16 protein-coding genes are annotated in these 21962 nt (G+C 61.9%); 13 read left to right on the top strand and 3 right to left on the bottom strand.

What is annotated here, in order from left to right:
* The first annotated feature begins 125 nt into the window (after positions 1-125).
* Entirely contained in the window at positions 126-1496 is a 1371-nt protein-coding gene (locus tag IU367_RS20740) for a phosphatidylserine decarboxylase family protein (protein WP_043554166.1), read from the top strand.
* Between the two features lie 255 nt (positions 1497-1751).
* Positions 1752-3641 carry a methyl-accepting chemotaxis protein gene (locus tag IU367_RS20735; protein WP_274452970.1) on the top strand — a complete coding sequence of 630 codons (1890 nt, stop codon included), beginning with the start codon at positions 1752-1754 and terminating at the stop codon, positions 3639-3641.
* 63 nt (positions 3642-3704) lie between these two features.
* Here the strand turns inward: IU367_RS20735 and IU367_RS20730 are convergent, their stop codons facing one another.
* Both IU367_RS20730 and IU367_RS20725 read right to left on the bottom strand, forming a co-directional pair.
* On the bottom strand, positions 3705-4217 hold the full coding sequence (locus IU367_RS20730) for a lipocalin family protein (protein ID WP_274452969.1): 513 nt from the start codon (positions 4215-4217) through the stop codon (positions 3705-3707).
* Between the two features lie 17 nt (positions 4218-4234).
* Complete coding sequence (locus tag IU367_RS20725; RefSeq protein WP_043142706.1) at positions 4235-5137, bottom strand: AraC family transcriptional regulator; 903 nt, start codon at positions 5135-5137, stop codon at positions 4235-4237.
* Positions 5138-5282: 145 nt separating this feature from the next.
* Between IU367_RS20725 and yqhD the strand changes: the two genes are divergently transcribed.
* The 8 genes from yqhD (at position 5283) to IU367_RS20685 (ending at position 16063) form a co-directional block, all read left to right on the top strand.
* Positions 5283-6446, top strand: a complete 1164-nt coding sequence (gene yqhD / locus IU367_RS20720) for an alcohol dehydrogenase (RefSeq protein WP_274452968.1) — start codon at positions 5283-5285, stop codon at positions 6444-6446.
* Between the two features lie 507 nt (positions 6447-6953).
* On the top strand, positions 6954-8477 hold the full coding sequence (locus tag IU367_RS20715) for a Re/Si-specific NAD(P)(+) transhydrogenase subunit alpha (RefSeq protein WP_021139838.1): 1524 nt from the start codon (positions 6954-6956) through the stop codon (positions 8475-8477).
* 11 nt (positions 8478-8488) lie between these two features.
* Positions 8489-9973: a Re/Si-specific NAD(P)(+) transhydrogenase subunit beta gene (gene pntB, locus IU367_RS20710; protein ID WP_059111821.1), complete on the top strand. Its 1485-nt coding sequence runs from the start codon at positions 8489-8491 to the stop codon at positions 9971-9973.
* Positions 9974-10069: 96 nt separating this feature from the next.
* Positions 10070-10822: a substrate-binding periplasmic protein gene (locus tag IU367_RS20705; RefSeq protein ID WP_274452967.1), complete on the top strand. Its 753-nt coding sequence runs from the start codon at positions 10070-10072 to the stop codon at positions 10820-10822.
* Positions 10823-11007: 185 nt separating this feature from the next.
* Positions 11008-11676 carry a helix-turn-helix transcriptional regulator gene (locus IU367_RS20700; RefSeq protein ID WP_016352294.1) on the top strand — a complete coding sequence of 223 codons (669 nt, stop codon included), beginning with the start codon at positions 11008-11010 and terminating at the stop codon, positions 11674-11676.
* Between the two features lie 25 nt (positions 11677-11701).
* Positions 11702-13009, top strand: a complete 1308-nt coding sequence (locus IU367_RS20695; RefSeq protein ID WP_172955251.1) for an L-cysteine desulfidase family protein — start codon at positions 11702-11704, stop codon at positions 13007-13009.
* Positions 13010-13246: 237 nt separating this feature from the next.
* Positions 13247-14647 carry an L-cystine transporter gene (locus IU367_RS20690; RefSeq protein WP_274452965.1) on the top strand — a complete coding sequence of 467 codons (1401 nt, stop codon included), beginning with the start codon at positions 13247-13249 and terminating at the stop codon, positions 14645-14647.
* Positions 14648-14734: 87 nt separating this feature from the next.
* The gene (locus IU367_RS20685; protein WP_274452964.1) at positions 14735-16063 is read left to right on the top strand and encodes a CoA-disulfide reductase; all 1329 of its coding nucleotides are present in this window, start codon (positions 14735-14737) and stop codon (positions 16061-16063) included.
* A gap of 126 nt (positions 16064-16189) precedes the next feature.
* On the opposite strand, the gene IU367_RS20680 is transcribed toward IU367_RS20685, so the two are convergent.
* Positions 16190-16945, bottom strand: coding sequence for an outer membrane protein assembly factor BamD (locus IU367_RS20680; protein ID WP_043119513.1), 756 nt, complete (start codon positions 16943-16945; stop codon positions 16190-16192).
* A gap of 117 nt (positions 16946-17062) precedes the next feature.
* Between IU367_RS20680 and rluD the strand changes: the two genes are divergently transcribed.
* The 3 genes from rluD to clpB all read left to right on the top strand — a co-directional run bounded on the left by rluD (position 17063) and on the right by clpB (position 21749).
* Positions 17063-18043, top strand: coding sequence for a 23S rRNA pseudouridine(1911/1915/1917) synthase RluD (gene rluD, locus IU367_RS20675; RefSeq protein WP_043142683.1), 981 nt, complete (start codon positions 17063-17065; stop codon positions 18041-18043).
* Positions 18044-18230: 187 nt separating this feature from the next.
* Positions 18231-18968 (top strand): peptidoglycan editing factor PgeF, encoded by a 738-nt coding sequence (gene pgeF / locus IU367_RS20670; protein ID WP_274452962.1) that lies wholly within the window; start codon positions 18231-18233, stop codon positions 18966-18968.
* A 207-nt stretch (positions 18969-19175) separates the two neighbouring features.
* On the top strand, positions 19176-21749 hold the full coding sequence (gene clpB, locus IU367_RS20665; protein WP_274452961.1) for an ATP-dependent chaperone ClpB: 2574 nt from the start codon (positions 19176-19178) through the stop codon (positions 21747-21749).
* Positions 21750-21962: the final 213 nt, after the last annotated feature.

The raw sequence follows: 21962 nt of genomic DNA, 5'->3' as shown, positions 1-21962 counted from the left end.
AATCGTGCTTCACGGGCTCGTGTGCTACACCACATGGGCGGTGTCATTGCGTGTTGATGGCAAACCGGTAGCCAATGCTCAAGCCGTGGATTGTGGGCGTGAACATCATTTGAGGAGATAGACTCATGAACAAGGCAGTTGAAACCCGACTGAACAAGTCTCGCCCCGGCGGCTGGGTGCCACAGGATAGTGCCCATATCGAGCGCTGGATCCGGCGGATCAGGCACTATGTCGCCAACCAGCCGAGCGCGCTTGTGCCGCCCATCGCCGAGCTGCGGGATCTGGTCAACGCCGACCCTTCGCTGCACGCCCAGGCCGAAGCCATGTTCAAGGAGGCCTGGCGCCACAAGCACCTGACCCCGCTCGGTCAGGTCGAGGTGCGATCCTTCGAGGAGTTTCTGGGGCTGCTCAACGGCATCATGACCACGGCCCCCGAGGCGTATCAGGACATTCCGACGCACGAGCCCTCCGGCCTCATAGGTTTTCCCATCAATGCGCTGCTCGACTGGCCCATGGCGACCCAGTCCGGTTATCACTTCTTCGCCAACGCCCTGATCAACCAGCAGTTCAAGAAGATCCTCGATTACTGGGCGTTGTTTCTGCAAAGCCCGGCTTCACGCTACGTGTTGAACGAGCCGGTCAGCCGGCTGGATCATGAGACACTGGTGGTGCCCTGGCTCGGCAAGGTGGCCAAGGCCGAAATGGTCAAGGTGGCGACCGGCGCCCTGGGTGAGGGCCCCAATCCCACGCCAGCCAGCTTTGAGCAGATCTTCCAGTGCGATCCGGCGGCCGAGTATCATGGCTTCGGCAGTTGGGATGGGTTCTTCACCCGCACCTTCCGCCCCGGTGTGCGGCCTGTCTCGGCGCCGGCGGATGACAACGTCATCGTCAACGCCTGCGAATCGGCGCCGCTGCAGGTGAGAAAAGAGGTGAGCAGCAGCGATCAGTTCTGGCTCAAGGGTCAGCCCTATTCGCTGGACAACATGCTCGACTTCGATGATCTGGCGCCTCGCTTCGACGGCGGCACAGTGTATCAGGCCTTCCTCAGCGCCCTCAGCTATCACCGTTGGCACAGCCCGGTGAGCGGCACCATTCGCAAGGTGCGCGTGGTCAACGGCACCTACTATCTGGAGAACCAGTTCGAGGGCTTTGTCGACCCGCAGGGGGCGGATCCCAGCGCCCCCAACAACTCGCAGCCCTTCCTCACCTCGGTGGCAACCCGGGCGCTGATCTTCATCGAAGCCGACAATCCCAAAATCGGGCTGATGTGCGTGGTGCCTGTGGGCATGGCCGAGGTATCGAGCTGCGACATCACTGTGCGGGCGGGGGACAGGGTGAAGAAGGGGGATCAGCTCGGCATGTTCCACTTCGGCGGCTCGACCCACTGCTTGCTGTTCCGCCCCGGGGTCAAGCTGGAGTTCGACTTTTACGGCCAGACCCCGAGCCTGGATGCCGGCAACATGCGGCTCAACACCGCCATAGCCCGGGTGCGCTAGCGCATTTTTCTGCGGGTTGAATGCACGCTGGCCACCTACTGGAGGTGGCCTTTTTTACACCTGCTGAGGGGGCATCGGCCGGGGTTTTGCGGGGATTTTCCCATGCCGGATGGCAAGGGGCATTGCCAGGTTTCACTTACTGATTCATTTAAAATCAACGGATTGAAATTCATGGATCGGGATTTTCTGTCGATATAGTCCACACAGGGCGTGCAGCTTTGTTTGACGCCATTGAGACAGCCATAAGGATATCCCATGAATCTCTCCCTTCGCGGCAAGTTGTTGGCCACCAGTCTTGGCGTGGTCCTGATCACGGTCTGCCTGCTGGGCATGACCGCCTTCTATACCCTGAAAAACCAGACCCTGAGCGCCATCGACAGCGAGGCGCGCAACTATGCCAGCGCCTACGCGGAGGGGATAGGCAAATGGATGCAGGACAGGCGCGAGAGCCTGACCGCCCAGGTCGAGGTCATCGCCAGCCACCCGACCTCCGAACTGGTGCCCCATCTGCAGCAGACCCTGCGCTCCGGCGGCTTCGGGCTGGCTTACTACGGCTCGGAGGAGGGGGTGATGACCCGCAACGATCCCTCCCTCAACAAGGGCAACTATGACCCGCGCGAGCGGCCCTGGTATCAGGACGCGGTCAAGGCGGGCAAGCTCATCATCACCGAACCCTATGTCAGCGTGACCATGCAGCAACTGGTGGTGACCCTGGCCGAGCCCGTGATGCAGCAGGGCCGGCTGGCCGGGGTGGTCGGTGCCAACCTGGCGCTGGAACAGCTCATCAAGGATGTGCTGGCGATGCGGGTACAGGGGGATGGCTATGCCATGCTGCTGGACAAGGGTGGCCTCATAGTCGCCCACCCGGACAAGGCGCTGGCGCTCAAGAAGAGCCAGGATCTGGCACCTGAGCTGGATGCCGGCCGACTGGTGAGCATGAGCCAGCAGGGCGGCCTGCAGCTGGTGCAGATCGGCGGACGGGATGCCCAGATGCTGGTGCTGCCCATTCCCAACACCGACTGGCTGCTGGCCATGGTGATGCATGAGGATGTGCTGATGGCGCCGCTGCAGAGCCTGCTGTGGGAGCTGTCACTCATCAGTGCCGGCCTGATCCTGGTATTTGGCCTGGTGCTGACCAGCACCTTCAAGTTTCTGTTCCAGGATCTGGGGCGGGTGGCCGGGGCCTTGCACGACATAGCCCACGGCGAGGGGGATCTCACGGTCCACATCAATACCCGCAGCAAGGACGAGGTGGGCCAGCTGGCTGAGAGTTTCAACCAGTTCGTGGCGCGGCTGCACGGCATCGTCAGCCGCCTGCGTGACGTGACCCTGGAGCTGACGGCCCAGTCCCGCACCCAGGCGGCCGGTGCCCAGGCCCGCAGCCAGCGGGTGCGCCAGCAGCAGGACGAGATCGTCATGGTGGCGACCGCGGTGACCGAGATGGCCTCCGCCACCCAGGAGATTGCCGGCAACGCCGAGTTCGCGGCCACCACCTCCGGCGATGCGGTCAAGCTGGCCGTCGCCGGTCAGTCCCAGGTCGGCCAGAGCCAGCGCAGTATCACAGGGCTGGCGGACGAGGTGGCCGATGCCAGCCAGATCATTGTGGAGCTGGATGCCCACGCCCAGAAGATCAGCGGCATTCTGGCCACCATCAGCGGCATCGCCGAGCAGACCAACCTGCTGGCGCTCAACGCTGCCATCGAGGCGGCTCGGGCCGGTGAGCAGGGGCGCGGCTTTGCCGTGGTGGCGGACGAGGTGCGGGTGCTGTCGCGCCGTACTCACGACTCCACCGACGAGATCCAGCAGATGATAGAGACGCTGCAGCAGACCACTCGTCGCGCCGTAGGGGGCATGGAAACCAGTCGTCAGCTGGCGGGTACCAGCGTGGAGGATGCGGAAGCCGCCAATCTGAGCCTGGGGCAGATCAACGAGGCGATCGGCGCCATCAGCGATATGGCGACCCAGATAGCGGCGGCGGCGGAGGAGCAGACCTCGGTCACCAGCGAGATCAGCCGCAACACCGAGAACATACGCCACGTCTCCCAGGAGCTGGCCGAGCAGGCCAATCAGGAGGCGGCCCAGGCCGCCGAGCTGAAGGCGCTGACCGAGCGGCTGGAGCAGGAGATAGGCCGCTTCCGGCTCTGATCATCCCGCCACTCCATCAACAGAAAGGGCAGCCCGCGGGCTGCCCTTTGCCATTTATGGCGCTTATCCCGGCTGTTTGACCCAAATCAGCTGGTCGGTGGCAAAACCCAGCCCTTTGGCCTTGGCGATCAGCACATCCACCTTGGCTTTCGGCGGCTTGGGGGAGCGGGAGAGGATCCAGAGGTAGTCGTGGTTGTAGCTGGTCACCAGGGAGAGCTGGTAGTCAGGGTCCAGATCGATGACGTTGTAGCCGCCGTAGAAGGGGCCGAAGAAGCTCACCTTGAGCCGCGCCTCGTCCGGCTTGTCGACGAAGTAGGCCTTGCCCTCGGCCTCGCGCCAGCTGCCATCGCTCTGTTTGCCGCGATTGATCACCCTGACGCCGCCATCGTCACGCAGGCTGTAGCTGGCGCTGACCTCTTCCAGCCCCCGCTCGAAGCTGTGGTCCAGGCGGGCTATCTCGTACCAGGTGCCGAGGTAGCGATCGAGCTGGAAGCCGGTGACGGGGCGTATGCCCTCGGCCACGCCGGTACAGGCCGTCAGCAGCAGGGCGGTGAGCAGGCAAAGCAGTGCACGCATGAGTCATTCCTCTCTGGTTATCCTTCGATGATGCGCAGCTGGCCATCCCGAAAGCGGGAGGCCTGATCCGTCGGCGTACTGCCGAAGAAGCGCTTGTACTCCCGGCTGAACTGGGAGTTGCTCTCGTAACCGACCCTGGCCGCCGCGGCACCGGCCTTGATGCCGTCGTGCAGCATCATGATGCGCGCCTTGTGCAGGCGAAACGACTTGATGTACTGCAGCGGCGAGGTGGCCGTGACCGCCTTGAAGTGGTGGTGAAAGGCGGAGACGCTCATGTTCACCTCCCGCGCCAGCTCCTCCATGGTGAGGTTGTCGGCGAAGCGCGACTCTATCATACGCAGCACACGGGCGATCTGGCCCACATGGTTGTGACGGTTGGCCAGCGCCTGCAGCGCCGGGCCGCCGCCCTCGTGCAGGGCGTAGAACAGCATCTCCCGCACCGTCTGCGGTCCCAGCACCCGGGCGTGGTGGGGCTTGTCCATCAGGTCGATCAACCGCTCTGCGGCGCAGAACATGGCCTCCGATAGGGGCACCGAATGCACGCCGCTCTTCTGCGGGGCCGGGGCGGGCAGGGCGTCGCCCAGCTCCAGCAAGAGTGCCTGCAGGGTGACCAGATCGATCTCGAGAGAGAAGCCGATGAGAGGCTGCTCGGGGGAGGCGAAACACTCGCACTCGCACGGCAGCGGCAGCGTCATCAGCAGGTAGTGGTTGGGGTCGTAGCGAAACACCTGATCCGCCAGATAGCCCACCTTGTGCCCCTGCAAGATCACTATCATGCGTGGCTGGTAGAGCACAGGGGTGCGGCCGTGGTACTCGGTGGTGTAGATAAGGTTCACCTGCTCCACCGGAGAGGGGGTGATGCCGGGGGCTGTGACGTGACGGGTCAGCTTGGCGGCGAGGTCGGCGTAGCGGCTCTGCATTGTCTCTCTTTTGTTGTGGTTCTGGCCGCTTTGTAGAAATAGGCAAGAATCAAGCAGGATGTTGCCTTGATGGTAGAGGCTGTCTGGAGAAAAATGCAATCACATTTCGCGGCCAGACCGCTCGGAACATGAAAAGGCAATGTCGATGAACAATTTTACCCTGCATACCCCGACCAAGATCCTGTTCGGCAAGGGCCAGGTTGCCCAGCTGCGCGAACAGCTGCCCCCCGATGCCCGCATTCTGATCACCTATGGCGGTGGCAGCGTGGTGCGCACCGGTCTGCTGGCGCAGATCCGCAGCGAGCTGGCTGGCATGACACTGTTCGAGTTCGGCGGCATCGAGCCCAACCCCACCTATGAAACCCTGATGGGGGCGGTGGCGCTGGCACGCGCCGAGCGCATCGACTTCCTGCTGGCCGTGGGCGGCGGCTCAGTGCTCGATGGTACCAAGTTTATCGCCGCCGCTGCCCATTACGATGAGGCCCGGGATCCCTGGCACATACTCGAGACCGTTGGTAACGAGGTGCGCTCCGCCATTCCGCTCGGCGCCGTGCTGACCCTGCCGGCCACCGGTTCCGAGATGAACATGGGTGCCGTGGTGACCCGCCGCAGCACGGGTGACAAGGTGCACTTCTTCTCGCCCTTCGTGATGCCGCGCTTCGCCGTGCTGGATCCCGTGCTCACATACACGCTGCCGGCTCGTCAGGTGGCGAACGGTGTGGTGGATGCCTTCATCCATATCCTGGAGCAGTACCTCACCTACCCGGTCAATGCCAAGGTGCAGGATCGCTTCGCCGAAGGCCTGTTGTTGACCCTTGTCGAAGAGGGCCCCAAGGCGCTGGTGGAACCGGAAAACTACGAGGTGCGCGCCAACATAATGTGGAGTGCCACCATGGCCCTCAACGGTCTGATCGGTGCCGGTGTGCCCCAGGACTGGGCTACCCACATGCTGGGTCACGAGCTGACCGCCCTGCATGGCCTGGACCACGCCCAGACTTTGGCTGTGGTGCTGCCCGCCCTGTTGCAGGCCAAGCGCCAGCAGAAGCATGCCAAGTTGCTGCAATACGCAGAGCGGGTGTGGGATCTGCGCAGCGGCAGCGAGAGCGACCGTATCGACGGGGCCATTGCCGCCACCCGTGACTTCTTCGAGCAGATGGGCGTCAAGACTCGCCTGCGGGACTATGGTCTGAGCGAGTTGGGCATCGACACTCTGATCGGCAAGCTGGCGGAGCACGGCATGACCGCCATTGGCGAGCATGGCGATATCGATCTGGTGCAGAGCCAGCATATTTATGAAGCCGCCTGGTAACAGCACAGGGGCAAAACGTCGGGATCGAAACGATTAATTCAGAGGGGTCGGGGCCTGCCATTTGGCGGGTGGCCGGCCCCTTGTCTGTTACAAAACAGTTACTTTTCCTGTTTTCGCCCCGATATCTGTGATCGGAGCAGATTTCGTAAGAACAAAAAGCGCTAAGATAGAGGGCCGGTAAAACATTTTTTTTGACTGGTTGGATCACTTTTTCCAGTGCTTTTTACTGGTATAAGTCGCTAATTTGGTTTGTTTTTTTAAATCCAGGTCCGGGATGGGCTGAATTCTGTACGCGCGCCATCGGGACTGCGGTTGTAATAAAACTCCAAAATTTGATACTAATCACCTTCGCGCCTGAGAAGCGGGGGCCTGACCATGACAGGAGGTTGAGGTAAAGCCTACTGATTTTCATAACAAAGGGCCCGTGACCTGCACTTTGGTCATGTCTTGTTTCGCCAGAAATGCGACACTGGGCAGCGATTGTTTATTAACCATCAGGGAATAGTCATGCAGATTGGAATACCGAGAGAGAGTCTCGCCGGTGAGACCCGGGTCGCAGCGACCCCGGCCACCGTTGAGCAGCTGAAAAAGCTCGGCTTCGAGGTCGCCATCGAGGCCGGTGCCGGCCAGCTGGCCAGCTTCGATGATGCCGCCTTCGAGGCTGCCGGTGCCAGCGTGGTACCGAGCGTCTGGCAAGCCGACCTTATCTTCAAGGTCAACGCGCCGACCGATGCCGAGATCGCACAAATTAAAGATGGTGCCACCCTGGTGAGCTTCATCTGGCCTGCCCAGAACCCTGAGCTGGTCAAGAAGCTGTCCGAGCGCAACATCAATGTGATGGCGATGGACATGGTGCCGCGGATCTCCCGTGCCCAGTCCCTCGATGCCCTCTCCTCCATGGCCAACATAGGCGGTTATCGCGCCGTGGTCGAAGCTGCGCACCAGTTTGGTCGCTTCTTCACCGGCCAGATCACTGCCGCCGGTAAAGTCCCGCCCGCCAAGGTATTGGTGATCGGTGCCGGTGTGGCCGGTTTGGCTGCCATAGGTACTGCCGGTTCCCTCGGCGCCATCGTCCGTGCGTTCGATACCCGTCTGGAAGTTGCCGAGCAGATCGAATCCATGGGGGGTGAATTCCTCAAGCTGGACTTCGGCAGCGAAGATGGTGCCTCCAGCGATGGTTATGCCAAGGTCATGTCCGATGAGTTCATCGCAGCCGAGATGGCGCTGTTTGCCCAGCAGGCCAAGGAAGTGGACATCATCATCACTACCGCCCTGATCCCGGGTCGTCCGGCTCCCAAGCTGATCACCAAGGAGATGGTCGACAGCATGAAGCCGGGTTCCGTGATCGTGGATCTGGCTGCAGCAACCGGCGGCAACTGTGAATACACCAAGCCGACCGAGTTGTTCGTGACCCCCAACGGCGTCAAGGTGATCGGTTACACCGACCTGCCGGGTCGTCTGCCTGCCCAATCCTCCCAGCTTTACGGTACCAACCTGGTCAACCTGATGAAGCTGATGTGCAAGGAGAAGGACGGCCAGGTTGCCATCGACTTCGAAGACGTGGTCCAGCGCAACATGACGGTGATCCAGGCCGGTGAAGTGACCTTCCCGCCGCCCGCCATCTCCGTCTCTGCCGCGCCGCAGAAGCCCGCAGCTGCCCCGATCAAGAAGGCCGAAGCGAAGCAGCCCTCCAACAAGAAGTTCGTGTTCGGTGCCCTTGGCATCGCCGCCTTCGGTTGGGTGGCAGCTGTGGCACCTGCCGCCTTCCTGTCTCACTTCACCGTATTCATCCTGGCCTGCGTGGTCGGTTACTACGTGGTGTGGAACGTCTCCCACTCCCTGCATACGCCGCTGATGTCGGTCACCAATGCCATCTCCGGCATTATCGTGGTCGGTGCCCTGCTGCAAATTGGTCAGGGTTCTACGCTCGTCACCGCGCTCTCGTTTGTCGCCGTGCTGATTGCCAGTATCAACATCTTTGGTGGCTTTACAGTCACCCAGCGCATGCTGAAGATGTTCCGTAAGGATTAAGGGGGTTTAACGTGTCTCAAGGACTGGTAACAGCATCCTATATCGTTGCCGCCGTGCTCTTCATCCTCAGTCTCGCGGGACTGTCGAAGCAAGAAACGGCCAAGCATGGCAACTTGTTCGGTATCGCGGGTATGGCCATCGCCCTGCTCGCTACCGTATTCAACCCGGAAACCAGTGGCGTGCACTGGATCATCCTGGCCATGGTGATCGGCGGTGCCATCGGCGTGCGTCTGGCCCTCAAGGTCGAGATGACAGAGATGCCCGAGCTGGTAGCCGTGCTGCACAGCTTCGTGGGCATGGCGGCCGTGCTGGTGGGCTTCAACAGCTTCATCGACTTGCACCCGTCTGCGCCGGCCGAGGTGGTGGTGTCCGTCGGTTCCAACCTGGATGCGACGCTGGCTGCTGCCCGGGCGGCGTTCGAGCAGGCGGCCAGTGTCGCCCAGGTCGAGCACCTCTCCGGCGCCATGCTGAACATCCATCTGGTGGAAGTGTTCCTGGGCGTCTTCATCGGTGCCGTGACCTTCACTGGTTCCGTGGTGGCGTTTGGCAAACTGCGTGGCCTGATCTCTTCCAAGCCGCTGATGCTGCCCCATCGCCACAAGCTGAACCTGCTGGCCGTGCTGGCCTCTCTGGCGCTGATGGTCTACTTCGTCAATGCCGGTGGTTCTACCTTCGCCCTGTTGGTGATGACCCTGATCGCCTTCGCCTTCGGCTGGCATCTGGTTGCCAGCATAGGTGGCGCCGACATGCCGGTCGTGGTCTCCATGCTCAACTCCTACTCGGGTTGGGCGGCGGCAGCGGCGGGCTTCATGCTCTCCAATGACCTGCTGATCGTGGTGGGTGCCCTGGTAGGTTCCTCCGGTGCCATCCTCTCTTACATCATGTGCAAGGCGATGAACCGCTCCTTCATCTCCGTTATCGCCGGTGGCTTCGGCTCCGACGGCGTGGCCTCCACGGCCGACCAGGAGATGGGCGAATACCGCGAAACCAGCGCCGAGGAAGTGGCTGATCTGCTGAAGAACGCCAGCTCCGTCATCATTACCCCGGGCTACGGCATGGCGGTGGCGCAGGCCCAGTATCCGGTGGCTGAAATCACCCAGAAGCTGCGTGATCGCGGCATCAAGGTGCGTTTCGGTATCCACCCGGTTGCCGGTCGTCTGCCAGGCCACATGAACGTGCTGCTGGCGGAAGCCAAGGTCCCGTACGATATCGTGCTGGAAATGGACGAGATCAACGACGACTTCAACGATACCGATGTGGTATTGGTGATCGGTGCCAACGACACCGTCAACCCGGCTGCGATGGAAGATCCGGGCAGCCCGATCGCCGGCATGCCGGTGCTGGAAGTGTGGAAGGCGCAGAACGTCATCGGCTTCAAGCGCTCCATGAACACTGGCTATGCCGGTGTCCAGAACCCGCTGTTCTTCAAAGAGAACACCCAGATGCTGTTTGGCGATGCCAAGGCCAGCGTCGAGGCCATCCTGAAAGCGCTGTAAGCGTCGGTCAGGAGAGACAAAAGGAGGCTTCGGCCTCCTTTTTTATTACTCACTTTTTGGTATATCCTCAGCCAATGCATGGATGGAGATCACGGCATGATGTGGCGTAAAGGATGGATCCTGCTCTGCCTCTGGTGGGGATGGACGGTACAGGCGAACGAACAGCCGAGCCTGACTCTGTTGACCGAGTTGTGGCCGCCCTATGTGATGCGGCTGGACGATGGCAGCCTGGGGGGCGCCGATCTGGAGCTGGCCCGCACCGTGCTCACGCGGATGGGTTATCGCACCACGGTCAAGGTGCTGCCCTGGAAGCGGGTGTTGCAGGAGGCCAGGTTGCAGCAGGGGGATGGCATAGTCGATGCCTTCTTCGAGGAGCGGCGACTGGAGTGGCTGCACTACCCGGATGAACCCCTCTCCCAGAGCGGTGAAGTGATCTTCTTCCCCCTGGACAAACCCGTGGATTACCAGAGCCTGGCCAGCCTCAAGGGGCTACGCGTCGGCACCCAGACCGACTATGCCTATGGCGAAGCCTTCCTCACCGCCGCCGGGTTCACCCGGGTTCCCATGACGGGGGAGAGCAACATGATCAAGCAGTTGCACCTGATGATGGCAGGGCGGCTCGATGCCGTTGTGATGAACCAGATGGTGGGCCGCTACCTGGTCAGGGGGCAGGGGCTGCAGGATCAGATCGGCCATAGCGACAAGACGGTGACCGACAGCAACCGCAACTTCCTCGCCTTCACCCACAAGCCCGGCCACGAGAAGCTGGCCTATCAGTTCTCCCTCGCCCTCAAGGCCTTCAAGCAGACCCCAGAGTACCAGGCCCTGTTGACCCGCTACGGACTCTGAGTCGGGACGTTCAGGTTCCGTCTGTTGAGCCCTGCGACCCGTTCAGACCCTGCCGTTGTGCGCCAGTTCACAATCTGTGGCGCTTTGCCGCCAGTTGGGCATAATGCCTGCGAAAAAGCGATGCGGCTCAACTTTATTTGAGTCCCTTTGCTTTAGAGTTACCCCAAGTTGACTGGATGACCCCTATGATGCAGGCCACCCCATTACGCCAAGCCAGTGCGCTGACCGATGAAGAGCGCCACCTGATCGCCAGCTTCGAACCCGCCGTGGAGGCGCTCTCCGCCTTGTTCGGCCCGGGTTGTGAAGTGGTGTTGCACGCTTTCGACAGCCTGCACGCCTCCGTCATCAAGATCGCCAACGGCCATATCACAGGCCGGGAGGAGGGGGCGCCCGTCACCGACTTCGCCCTCAACAAGCTGCAGAGCGCGGCGGGCAGTCAGTGGAGCAGCTACTTCTCCCGCACTCGCGAGGGGGCGTTGCTCAAGTCCTCCTCCATCACCATCAGCAACCGGGAGGGCAAACCCGTCGGCATGCTGTGCGTGAACTTCAGCCTGGATACGCCGCTCTGCGCCCTGCTCGATACCTTCTCGTTGCCCGCCGCGCCGGCGCCGCTCAACAATGAGACCTTCGCCAGCTCGGTGGACGATCTGGTGGCCCAGGTGATCGACAAGGTGGATCAGGATGCCAGTCTCGGCAGCAGCGTGCGCAACAAGGCGATCGTGCACCGGCTCTACGACATGGGCATCTTCGAGATCAAGGATGCCGCCCAGCTGGTGGCCGAGATGCTCGGCATCTCCCGTCATACCGTCTATCTGCATATCCGCAACCGCAAAGCGGATCTGACCGAACAATAAGAGCCCGCCCGTGGGCGACATGAACATGAGAAACATCGCAATGAAAGCACAATGGACCGACTTTATTACCCTGCTCAAGCGTGAAGTGGTGCCGGCCCTGGGCTGCACCGAGCCCATGTCGGTGGCGCTGGCGGCGGCCAACTGCCGCAAGCTGCTGGGGCAGGACCCGACCCGCGTCAGCGTCTGGGTCAGCGGCAACCTGTTCAAGAACGGCATGGGGGTCGGCGTGCCCGGCACCGGCATGATAGGGCTGCCGGTAGCGGCGGCGGTCGGTTTCACCGGGGGCAACCCGGATGCGGGGCTGGAGGTGCTCAAGACTCTCACGCCAGATCAGGTCGAAGCCGCCAAGGCGCTGCTGCCCATCATCAAGGTGGACGTGAAGGATGTGGCTGACGTGCTCTATGCCGAGGTCTTGGCGGAGGTGGAGGGCCACAGCGCCCGGGTGGTGATCTGTACCGACCACACCCGCATCGTCTTGATGGAGCTGGACGGCGAGGTGCTGATGGAGCAGGCCAGCGCCCCCGGCGTGCAGATCCAGCCCGCCAAGTCCGGCAAGCCCGCCATGACGCTGCGCGAGATAGTGGCGTTTGCGCTTGAGGTGCCGCTGGCGGAGATCGACTTCATTCGCGCCGCGGCCACCATGAACCAGGCGCTGGCGGATGAAGGGCTGCAGGGTTATGGCTTGCAGATCGGCAAGATCCTGACCGAGCAGGTGGAACGCAAGCTGCTCTCCGACGATCTGATGACGCTGGCCATGCGGCTCTCCTCGGCGGCCTCCGATGCGCGCATGGACGGCGCCATGCTGCCCGCCATGTCCAACTCCGGCTCCGGCAATCAGGGCATAGCCGCCACCATGCCGGTGGTCGCCGCCGCCCGCTTCCTCAAGGCGAGCGACGAGCAGCTGACCCGGGCGCTGGTGATGAGCCATCTGGTGGCCATCTACATCAAGACCCATCAGAACAAGCTGTCGGCCCTCTGCGCCGCCAGCACGGCTGCCATGGGGTCGGGGGCCGCCATCACCTGGCTGCTGGGCGGCCAGTTCGAGCAAATTAGTCACTGCATCAACAACATGATCGGTGACGTTTCCGGTATCATTTGCGACGGCGCGGGCAGTGCCTGTTCCATGAAGGTCTCTACCTCCACCTCGGCGGCGGTCAAATCGTCGCTGATGGCCATCAACAATCTGCACGTACCCCAGAGCGAAGGCATAGTCTCCGACGATGTGGACCAGACCATAGCCAACCTGGGCCGCCTCTCCAAACTGGGGATGCTGGATACAGATATCGAGATCATCAACATCATGCGGGCCAAACAACAGGGCAAGGCCCAGTGATGCAAGGGGTGGCGCAAGCCACCCTCTGTTTTTTTGTCTGTTGACGCCGCCCCGGCCACGGGGCGTCCGATGCGGTCGATGTCAGGGTTGCGCCTGCCAGGCGCGGCCCGGTTTTGTGTCACCCCGGTTGCACCGGGGGGCAAGTCGCCACGATGCGGCACGTTTCAGGGAGGAGTGTGCACTGGACACTCGTCCGTATACCTCGGGCCCGGCCCGATTATTTTGGGGAATATCGTCATGACTCTTAGCGTTATAGGTAATCTGGCCATCCTGGTCATGTTGCTGCTGTTTCTCTATCGGTTGCAGCAAACCCACGTCAGCTTCACCCGCCGGGTCTTCTCGGGGCTGGGGCTCGGCATCCTGTTCGGCGCCGCCTTGCAACTGCTGTATGGTGCCGGCTCCAGCGTGCTGGTGCAGACCGGTGACTACCTGGATATCGTCGGCAGCGGCTATGTGACGCTGCTGCAGATGATCATCACCCCGCTGATCATGGTCTCCATCATAGGCGCCATCCTCAAGCTCAACGGCGGCACCGCCCTTGGCAAGATCAGCGCCATGACCATAGGCGTGCTGATCTTCACCACCATGATTGCCGCCGGGGCGGGCATCTTGATGTCCAACCTGTTCGGCCTGACGGCCGAAGGGCTCACCGCCGGCGCCGCCGAGACCGCTCGTGGCGCCGCGCTGCAGACCACACTCGGCAGCGTCGAGAGCATGTCCTTTGCCAAGATGGTGCTGGAGTTCATCCCGGCCAACCCCTTCCTCGACATGACGGGGGCGCGCAAGACCTCCACCATAGCCGTGGTGATCTTCTCCATCTTCATCGGCCTCTCCGCCACCGGCATCGCCCGCAAGAAGCCGGAGATCTTCGCGAGCTTCGGCCACTTCATGCAGGTGGCCCACGTCATAGTGATGCGGATGGTGACCCTGGTGCTGCGCCTCACTCCCTATGGCGTGCTGGCGCTGATGACCAAGGTGGTGTCCGGTTCCAACTACGCCGACATCCTCAACCTGCTCAGCTTCGTCATGGCCTCCTACGGCGCCATCGCCATCATGTTTGCGGTGCACCTGCTGCTGGTGAGCCTGGTGGGCATCAACCCGGCCCGTTACCTGAAGAAGATCATGCCGGTGCTGGCCTTTGCCTTCACCTCCCGCACCAGTGCGGGCTCGATCCCGATGAACGTGCAGACCCAGACCAAGGCACTCGGCATTCCGGAGGGGATCGCCAACTTCGCCGCCTCGTTTGGTTCGACCATAGGCCAGAACGGCTGCGCCGGCATCTATCCGGCCATGCTGGCGGTGATGATAGCCCCGACCGTGGGGGTCAATCCCATGGATCCCGGCTTCATCATGACGCTGATCGCCATCATCACCGTCAGCTCGTTCGGGGTGGCCGGGATCGGTGGCGGCGCCACCTTCGCCGCGCTGATCGTGCTCTCCGCCCTGGACTTTCCGGTGGCGCTGGCGGGCCTGCTCATCTCCATCGAGCCGCTGATCGACATGGGCCGCACCGCGCTGAACGTTTCCGGCTCCATCACGGCCGGTACTGTCACCAGCCGCCTGTTGGGCGAGACCGACATGGCGGTGTTCAACAGCGAGCACGAGGTGTGTCTGGACGGCGAAGAGTCCACCATCTGATCCGCTTGCCAGGGGAGGGGCCAGCCCCTGCCCATCGATAGACCAGAGGGAGGGCATGCCCTCCCTCTGCCATTGAAAGGAGAGAGTATGAGAATCCTGATCATAGGTGGCGAAGCCGCCGGTATGAGTGCGGCGGCCAAGGCGCGCCGGCTGGCCAAGGATGCCGACATTGTGGTGTACGAGGCCTCCGAGGTGATCTCCTTCGGCGCCTGCGGCCTGCCCTACTTCGTCGGCGACGAGTTTCAGGAGCCGGGCTACATGGCCGAGTTCACCCCGGAGCAGTTCGCCGCCAAGGGGATAGAGGTCAAGACCGGCCACCGGGTGCTCGGTATCGATGCGGCCGCCCATACCCTTCGGGTGGAGCACAAGGGCGACACCTTCACCGATCGTTACGATCGGCTGATGATAGCCACAGGTGCCCGTGAAGTGATGCCCCCCATCCCCGGCCTGCAGCAGCAGGGGGTGTTCGGCCTGCGCCGCATGGCCGACGGGCTGGCGCTGAAGGAGGCGGTGCAGGACAAGCGCAATACCCGCGCCCTGGTGATCGGCTCCGGCTTCATCGGGCTGGAGGTAGTCGAGGCCCTGGTGCATCAGGGTAAAGAGGTGCGGCTCATCGAGCTGGCGGATCGGGTCATTCCCGACGCTTTTGATAGCGAAATCACCCAGCACATAGAAACCGAACTGCGCGAGCAGGGGGTCTGTGTCCATCTGGGTGAGCGGGTTGAGGCTCTGCTGGGGGATGGCAGGGTCACGGGCGTGCGAACCAGCCAGGGCGAGTATGAGGCCGATATAGTGGTGGTCTGTACCGGGGTCAAGCCCAACACCGAGTTCCTGGCCGACACCGGCATCAAACGGCTGGCCAATGGCGCCATCGAGGTGGACAGGCAGGGCCGCACCTCGCTGGCCAACGTCTGGTCTGCCGGCGACTGCGCCAGCGTCTGGCACAGCGTCAAGCAGCAGCAGGTTTATGTGCCGCTCGCCACCATAGCCAACAAGCTGGGCCGCATGGTGGGCGAGAACCTGGCCGGGGCCGAACAGGTGTTCCCGGGCACGCTGGGCTCTGCGGCGCTCAAGGTGCTGGGGTTGGAGGCGGGTCGTACCGGTCTTTCTGAGCAAGAAGCCAAGGCGATGGACATCGACTATCGCACCGTTGTCATCAAGGACAAGTGCCACACCAACTACTGCCCCGGCCAGTCCGACATCCACGTCAAGCTGGTCTATGAAGCGGGCAGCAAGCGGCTGTTGGGGGGCCAGATCCTGGGTCGCAAGGGGGCTGTCCACCGTATAGATGCGTTGGCGGTCGCCATCACCATGGGAGTGACCACTGAGCAGCTCGGCATGCTGGACTTTGCCTACGCCCCGCCCTTCTCTCGCACCTGGGACGTGCTCAACGTGGCGGGTAATGTGGCCAAATAGCTGACTGAAGATGGCGGCGCATACACGGCGCCGTCATGCCAGTTGCACTCTGCAGGTAAATAGCAGACATAAAAAAACCGATGCCTGGGCATCGGTTTTCTGTTGCGACCGGTTTGGCCGTTGAACTCAGCCGCGGCCGAGACGGTTGTCCGGGTAGTTCTTGGCCAGCACTTCGCGGGCATGCTGGGCCAGGGCCGGCATCTTCAGCGTGTCGTAAGACTCGACCATGATCTCCAGCGCCTTCTCGGTTTCGGCCGTGTCGGGATAGGTCTCGACAATCAGCTTGGCCCGGTTGGCGGCGGCGATCAGCGCATCGCGCTTCACGTAGTACTCGGCCACGCTCAGGTCGTAGCGGGCAAGGCGGTTCTTCAGGCCGATCATGCGAGCACGGGCATCGGCGGCATAGACGCTGTTGGGATAGTTCTGCAACAGGGTCTTGAAGTCCTGGAAGGCCTGACGGGCATAAGAGGGGTCTTTGTCGTCCCGATTGATGCCCAGGAAGTCCTGGAAGAAGTTGTAATCGCCGGCCATGTTGGTCAGGCCGCGCATGTAGAACACATAATCGATATTTTTATGCGCCGGATTGAGGCGGATAAAACGGTCGATATTGGCGATCGCCTGAGCGGTATCGTCCTGTTTGTAGTAGGCGTAAATGAGGTCAAGCTGCACCTGGTTGGAGTAGGCGCCGAAAGGATAGCGCGAGTCCAATGCTTCCAGTAATTCGATAGCATTCAGGTAGTTACCGGCATCCAGCTTGAGGCGTGCTTTCTGGTACAGGGTCTCCGGCGGTTCGTCGGGGACCTTGGGTTTGGTGCTGGAACAGCCCGTGATCAAGGTAGCAACCAAGGCGAGCGACATCAGCAGGTGAGACTTCTTTCCCATCAACAACATCCGGTCCATTTCCACGAAATTGGCAAAGTATCCGTTATGCTTGGCTAAAAGAAAAGCTAGAATACCCGGATTATTTCGAATTGATACCCCCCGCTCAAGAGACCATACATGAGCCAGCATATTGAACTGACAGGCGAATTTCAGGATCACCAATTCGGGCAGCGACTCGACCAGGCCCTGGCCGAATTGTTTCCAGACTACTCCCGAACCCGCATCAAGGAGTGGATTTTACAGGACAGAGTGACCCTGGATGGTCAGGTTGCGAACACCCCGCGCGAGAAGGTACTGGCCGGGCAACAGGTGCATGTAGATGTCGAGCTGGAAGATGACACTCGTTGGGATGCCCAGGACATAGCGCTCAACATCGTCTACGAAGATGAACACATTCTGGTGATCGACAAACCGGCCGGTCTGGTGGTTCATCCGGGTGCAGGCACGCCGGATGGCACCATACTCAACGCCCTGCTGCACCGCTATCCCGGCATCGCCGAGGTGCCCCGCGCCGGTATAGTGCACCGTCTGGATAAAGACACCACAGGCCTGATGGTGGTTGCCAAAACCGTGCCCGCCCAGACCCATCTGGTGGAAGCGCTGCAGGCGCGCCAGATCACCCGTGAGTACGAAGCCATCGCCATCGGTCACATGACCGCAGGCGGCACAGTGGATGCGCCTATCGGCCGTCACCCGACCCAGCGTACCCACATGGCTGTGGTGCCGAACGGCCGTCCTTCCGTGACCCACTACCGGGTACACGAGAAATTCCGTGGCCACACCCGTCTGCGTCTGCGTCTGGAAACCGGTCGTACCCACCAGATCCGTGTGCACATGGCTCACATCAAGCATCCGCTGGTGGGGGATCCCGCCTACGGTGGCCGTCTGCGCCTGCTGCGCAATGCGACCCCTGAGCTGACCCAGATGTTGCGCAGCTTCAATCGTCAGGCGCTGCATGCCACCATGCTGCAACTGGCGCACCCCATCACGGGTGAAGTGATGCAGTGGCACTCCGAGACGCCGCAGGACATGGTGGATCTGATGGAAGTGCTGCGCGCTGACACCCTGGCCAATCCGGACGATTTAGTCTGGAATTGATGATCTGATGGAAGTACTGCGCGCCGATACCCTGGCCAATCCAGACGATCTGGTCTGGAACTGATGAAGAGGGTGGTTCTGCGACGATTCCTGCCGTAACCCGTCCTGCATGACCTGAAACGGGGCTCCTTGACTGGCAACAGCTAAGGGGCCCCGTTTTTATATGAATAAATGAAAGGAGCCACAGATGAAATGGATCGAACCCGACTGGCCGGCACCGGCTCGTGTCAGAGCCCTGTCGACCACCCGGGATGGCGGCGAGAGTGAAGGGGTCTTCGCCGGCCTCAATCTGGGCGCCCATGTGGGGGACGCGGCGGCGCGGGTCGAGGCCAATCGTGCCCGCCTGCAACAGGCTGCGGATATTCCCGGCCCTCTCAACTGGCTCAATCAGGTGCATGGCACCGCAGTGCATCCGGTCAGCAACCAGTATGATGCCGTGCCGGATGCCGATGCGGCTTGCGCCCATGAGGCGGGACAGGCCTGCATAGTGATGACCGCCGACTGCCTGCCCGTGTTGTTTTGCGATCGGGCGGGCACTGTGGTGGCTGCCGCCCATGCCGGTTGGCGCGGGCTGCAAGGAGGCGTATTGGAAGCCAGCATCGCGGCCATGGGCTGTGAACCGAACGACATTCTCGCCTGGCTTGGCCCGGCCATCGGTCCTACCGCCTTTGAAGTGGGCGGGGAAGTGCGCGACGCCTTTATGGCTGAACAGGCAGAGGCGGCTGCGGCTTTCATCCCTTCACCCAATGAGGGGAAATGGCTGGCGGATATCTACCGGCTGGCCCGGCTGCGCCTCGCCCGGGCCGGTGTGAGCGCCGTCTACGGCGGCGAGTTCTGCACCTTCGGCGATGGCGAGCGGTTCTACTCCTATCGTCGCGACGGTCAGACCGGCAGAATGGCCTCCATCATCTGGTTGGCCCGCTAAGAGCAGGACAAGCACCCGGTCAGCAATCACCCCGCTTTTCTCACGACCAGATCAGCGTGAGAAGGGCGGGGATCCTGCCTTCTCCCCGCTTTGCAGAAAAAATAACCAGTCCAGGCCCTTGAAATAACCCGTACGGGCCGCATCTTTCTTGTCAGAAAGTCATGTTGTTTGCCGCATGAGCGGCGTCTGTCTGAAAGGGGGAGTGCGATGCGCCTCGATCGCCTGACCAGCAAATTCCAAGTTGCTATTTCCGATGCCCAGTCTCTTGCACTGGGTCGTGATCACCAATTTATCGAACCCGTCCACCTGATGACCGCTCTGGTCAATCAGGATGGTGGCTCCATTCGTCCACTGCTCACCCTGACCGGGATGGACATCAATGCCCTGCGCTCTCGCCTCGGCGAAGAGCTGGATCGGCTGCCCAAGGTGAGCGGCGTGGAGGGCGATGTGCAGCTCTCCAACGGCCTGGGTCGCCTGCTCAACGTCTGTGACAAGCTGGCTCAGCAGCGCAAGGATCAGTTCATCTCGTCCGAGCTGTTCGTGCTGGCCGCTCTCGACGAGAAGGGCAACCTGGGCGAGCTGCTGCGTGCCCAGGGCTTGAGCAAGGAAAAACTCGAAGCCGCCATCGACAAGGTGCGCGGTGGCAGAAAGATCGAAGATGCCAACGCCGAGGAGAATCGCCAGGCGCTGGAGAAGTACACCATAGACCTCACGGAGCGGGCCGAGATCGGCAAGCTGGATCCCGTGATAGGTCGCGATGAAGAGATCCGCCGTACCATCCAGGTGCTGCAACGCCGTACCAAGAACAACCCTGTGCTGATCGGTGCCCCCGGCGTCGGCAAGACCGCCATCGTCGAAGGGTTGGCCCAGCGCATCATCAACGGCGAAGTGCCGGAAGGGCTCAAGAACAAGCGGGTGCTCTCCCTGGACATGGGCGCCCTGGTGGCCGGTGCCAAGTACCGCGGCGAGTTTGAAGAGCGGCTGAAAGCCGTGCTGAGCGATCTCGCCAAGGAGGAGGGCAACGTCATCCTCTTCATCGACGAGCTGCACACCATGGTCGGCGCCGGCAAGGGCGAAGGGGCCATGGACGCGGGCAACATGCTGAAACCTGCGCTGGCCCGTGGCGATCTGCACTGCGTCGGTGCCACCACCCTGGATGAGTACCGCCAGTACATAGAGAAGGATGCCGCGCTGGAGCGCCGCTTCCAGAAGGTGCTGGTGGAGGAGCCGAGCGTGGAAGACACCATCGCCATACTGCGCGGCCTGAAGGAGCGTTACGAACTGCACCACCATGTGCAGATCACGGATCCGGCGATCGTGGCGGCGGCCCAGCTGTCGCACCGTTACATCGCCGATCGCCAGTTGCCGGACAAGGCCATCGACCTGATCGACGAGGCTGCCGCCAGCATCCGGCTGCAGATCGACTCCAAGCCCGAGTCCCTCGACCGGCTGGAGCGGCGCATCATACAGCTCAAGCTGGAGCAGCAGGCGCTGATGAAAGAGGATGACGACGCCAGCCGCAAGCGACTGGATCTCATCAATCAGGAGATTGGCGAAAAGGATCGGGAATACAACGAGCTGGATGAGGTGTGGAAGGCCGAGAAGGCTGCCCTCGCCGGCACCCAGCACATCAAGGCGGCACTGGAGCAGGCCCGTCAGGATCTCGACGTGGCGCGCCGCGCAGGCGACTTGGGTCGCATGTCCGAGCTGCAATACGGCCGTATTCCCGAGCTGGAGAAGCAGCTGGATCTCGCCACCCAGGCCGAGATGCAGGAGACCAGTCTGCTGCGCAACCGCGTCACGGACGTGGAGATAGCCGACGTGCTGGCCCGTGCAACCGGTATTCCGGTGGCCCGCATGCTGGAAGGGGAGCGCGACAAGCTGCTGCGGATGGAAGAGCAGTTGCACAGCCGGGTGATAGGCCAGGAGGAAGCGGTTGAAGCCGTCTCCAACGCCATTCGCCGCTCCCGTGCCGGGCTCTCGGATCCGAACCGTCCCATCGGCTCCTTCCTGTTCCTCGGTCCCACCGGGGTGGGCAAGACCGAGCTGTGCAAGGCGTTGGCGGAGTTCCTGTTCGATACCCAGGACGCCATGGTGCGGATCGACATGTCCGAGTTCATGGAGAAACACAGCGTGGCCCGTCTGGTGGGGGCACCCCCGGGCTACGTGGGCTATGAGGAGGGGGGTTATCTGACCGAGGCGGTACGCCGTCGCCCCTACTCTGTGATCCTGCTCGATGAAGTGGAGAAGGCGCACCCGGATGTGTTCAACATCCTGTTGCAGGTGCTGGACGATGGCCGCCTGACCGATGGTCAGGGTCGTACCGTCGATTTCCGCAACTCGGTCGTCATCATGACCTCCAACCTGGGGTCGGATCTGATCCAGGAGCACCACTCCGAGAAGGATTACGACGAGATGAAGGCCATGTTGATGGAGGTGCTGACCCGCAGCTTCCGGCCCGAGTTCATCAACCGGATCGACGAGACAGTGGTGTTCCACCCCCTCGACGAGGCTCACATCAAGTCCATCGCCCGCATCCAGCTCAAGAGCCTGATGGGCCGCCTGGAGGCTCAGGGTTACGAGGTGGAGGTGAGCGAGGCGCTGCTCGAGAAGCTGGTGCACGCCGGGTTCGACCCCGTCTACGGGGCACGGCCCCTCAAGCGGGCGATCCAGCACAAGGTGGAGAACCCGCTGGCCCAGGCGCTGCTTTCCGGTCGCATCGTTCCCGGCAAGAAGTTGCTGCTGGGGGCCGACGGCAACGGCCTGACCATGACCCAGTAACCGATCTCGTGCCTATGTTCACAACGCCAGCCTTCGGGCTGGCGTTGTCATATCTGTCGGCGGTGAGCTGGGAGCAAAAAAAAGCGGCAATCCGAAGATTGCCGAGAGGAATGTAGTGACGCGACCTGACGTGGGTTGAGCGGATCGCAGGGGCAAGCCCCGGTTTCGCAAAGGGCCATCAGGGATGTCCACTCTGCTTACAGCATGCCCGTG

This window comes from Aeromonas bestiarum (assembly GCF_028751155.1).
GTDB lineage: Bacteria > Pseudomonadota > Gammaproteobacteria > Enterobacterales > Aeromonadaceae > Aeromonas > Aeromonas bestiarum.
Note: the sequence above shows the minus strand (reverse complement) of the source record. Positions and strands in the feature narration are given on the sequence as shown.

What these genes read in the sequence shown, in the direction of transcription:
- IU367_RS20740 (WP_043554166.1), top strand. Translation starts at nt 126, where the DNA reads ATGAACAAGGCAGTTGAAACCCGACTGAACAAGTCTCGCCCCGGCGGC.
- IU367_RS20735 (WP_274452970.1), top strand. Translation starts at nt 1,752, where the DNA reads ATGAATCTCTCCCTTCGCGGCAAGTTGTTGGCCACCAGTCTTGGCGTG.
- IU367_RS20730 (WP_274452969.1), bottom strand. Translation starts at nt 4,217, where the DNA reads ATGCGTGCACTGCTTTGCCTGCTCACCGCCCTGCTGCTGACGGCCTGT.
- IU367_RS20725 (WP_043142706.1), bottom strand. Translation starts at nt 5,137, where the DNA reads ATGCAGAGCCGCTACGCCGACCTCGCCGCCAAGCTGACCCGTCACGTC.
- yqhD (WP_274452968.1), top strand. Translation starts at nt 5,283, where the DNA reads ATGAACAATTTTACCCTGCATACCCCGACCAAGATCCTGTTCGGCAAG.
- IU367_RS20715 (WP_021139838.1), top strand. Translation starts at nt 6,954, where the DNA reads ATGCAGATTGGAATACCGAGAGAGAGTCTCGCCGGTGAGACCCGGGTC.
- IU367_RS20705 (WP_274452967.1), top strand. Translation starts at nt 10,070, where the DNA reads ATGATGTGGCGTAAAGGATGGATCCTGCTCTGCCTCTGGTGGGGATGG.
- IU367_RS20700 (WP_016352294.1), top strand. Translation starts at nt 11,008, where the DNA reads ATGATGCAGGCCACCCCATTACGCCAAGCCAGTGCGCTGACCGATGAA.
- IU367_RS20695 (WP_172955251.1), top strand. Translation starts at nt 11,702, where the DNA reads ATGAGAAACATCGCAATGAAAGCACAATGGACCGACTTTATTACCCTG.
- IU367_RS20690 (WP_274452965.1), top strand. Translation starts at nt 13,247, where the DNA reads ATGACTCTTAGCGTTATAGGTAATCTGGCCATCCTGGTCATGTTGCTG.
- IU367_RS20685 (WP_274452964.1), top strand. Translation starts at nt 14,735, where the DNA reads ATGAGAATCCTGATCATAGGTGGCGAAGCCGCCGGTATGAGTGCGGCG.
- IU367_RS20680 (WP_043119513.1), bottom strand. Translation starts at nt 16,945, where the DNA reads ATGGGAAAGAAGTCTCACCTGCTGATGTCGCTCGCCTTGGTTGCTACC.
- rluD (WP_043142683.1), top strand. Translation starts at nt 17,063, where the DNA reads ATGAGCCAGCATATTGAACTGACAGGCGAATTTCAGGATCACCAATTC.
- pgeF (WP_274452962.1), top strand. Translation starts at nt 18,231, where the DNA reads ATGAAATGGATCGAACCCGACTGGCCGGCACCGGCTCGTGTCAGAGCC.
- clpB (WP_274452961.1), top strand. Translation starts at nt 19,176, where the DNA reads ATGCGCCTCGATCGCCTGACCAGCAAATTCCAAGTTGCTATTTCCGAT.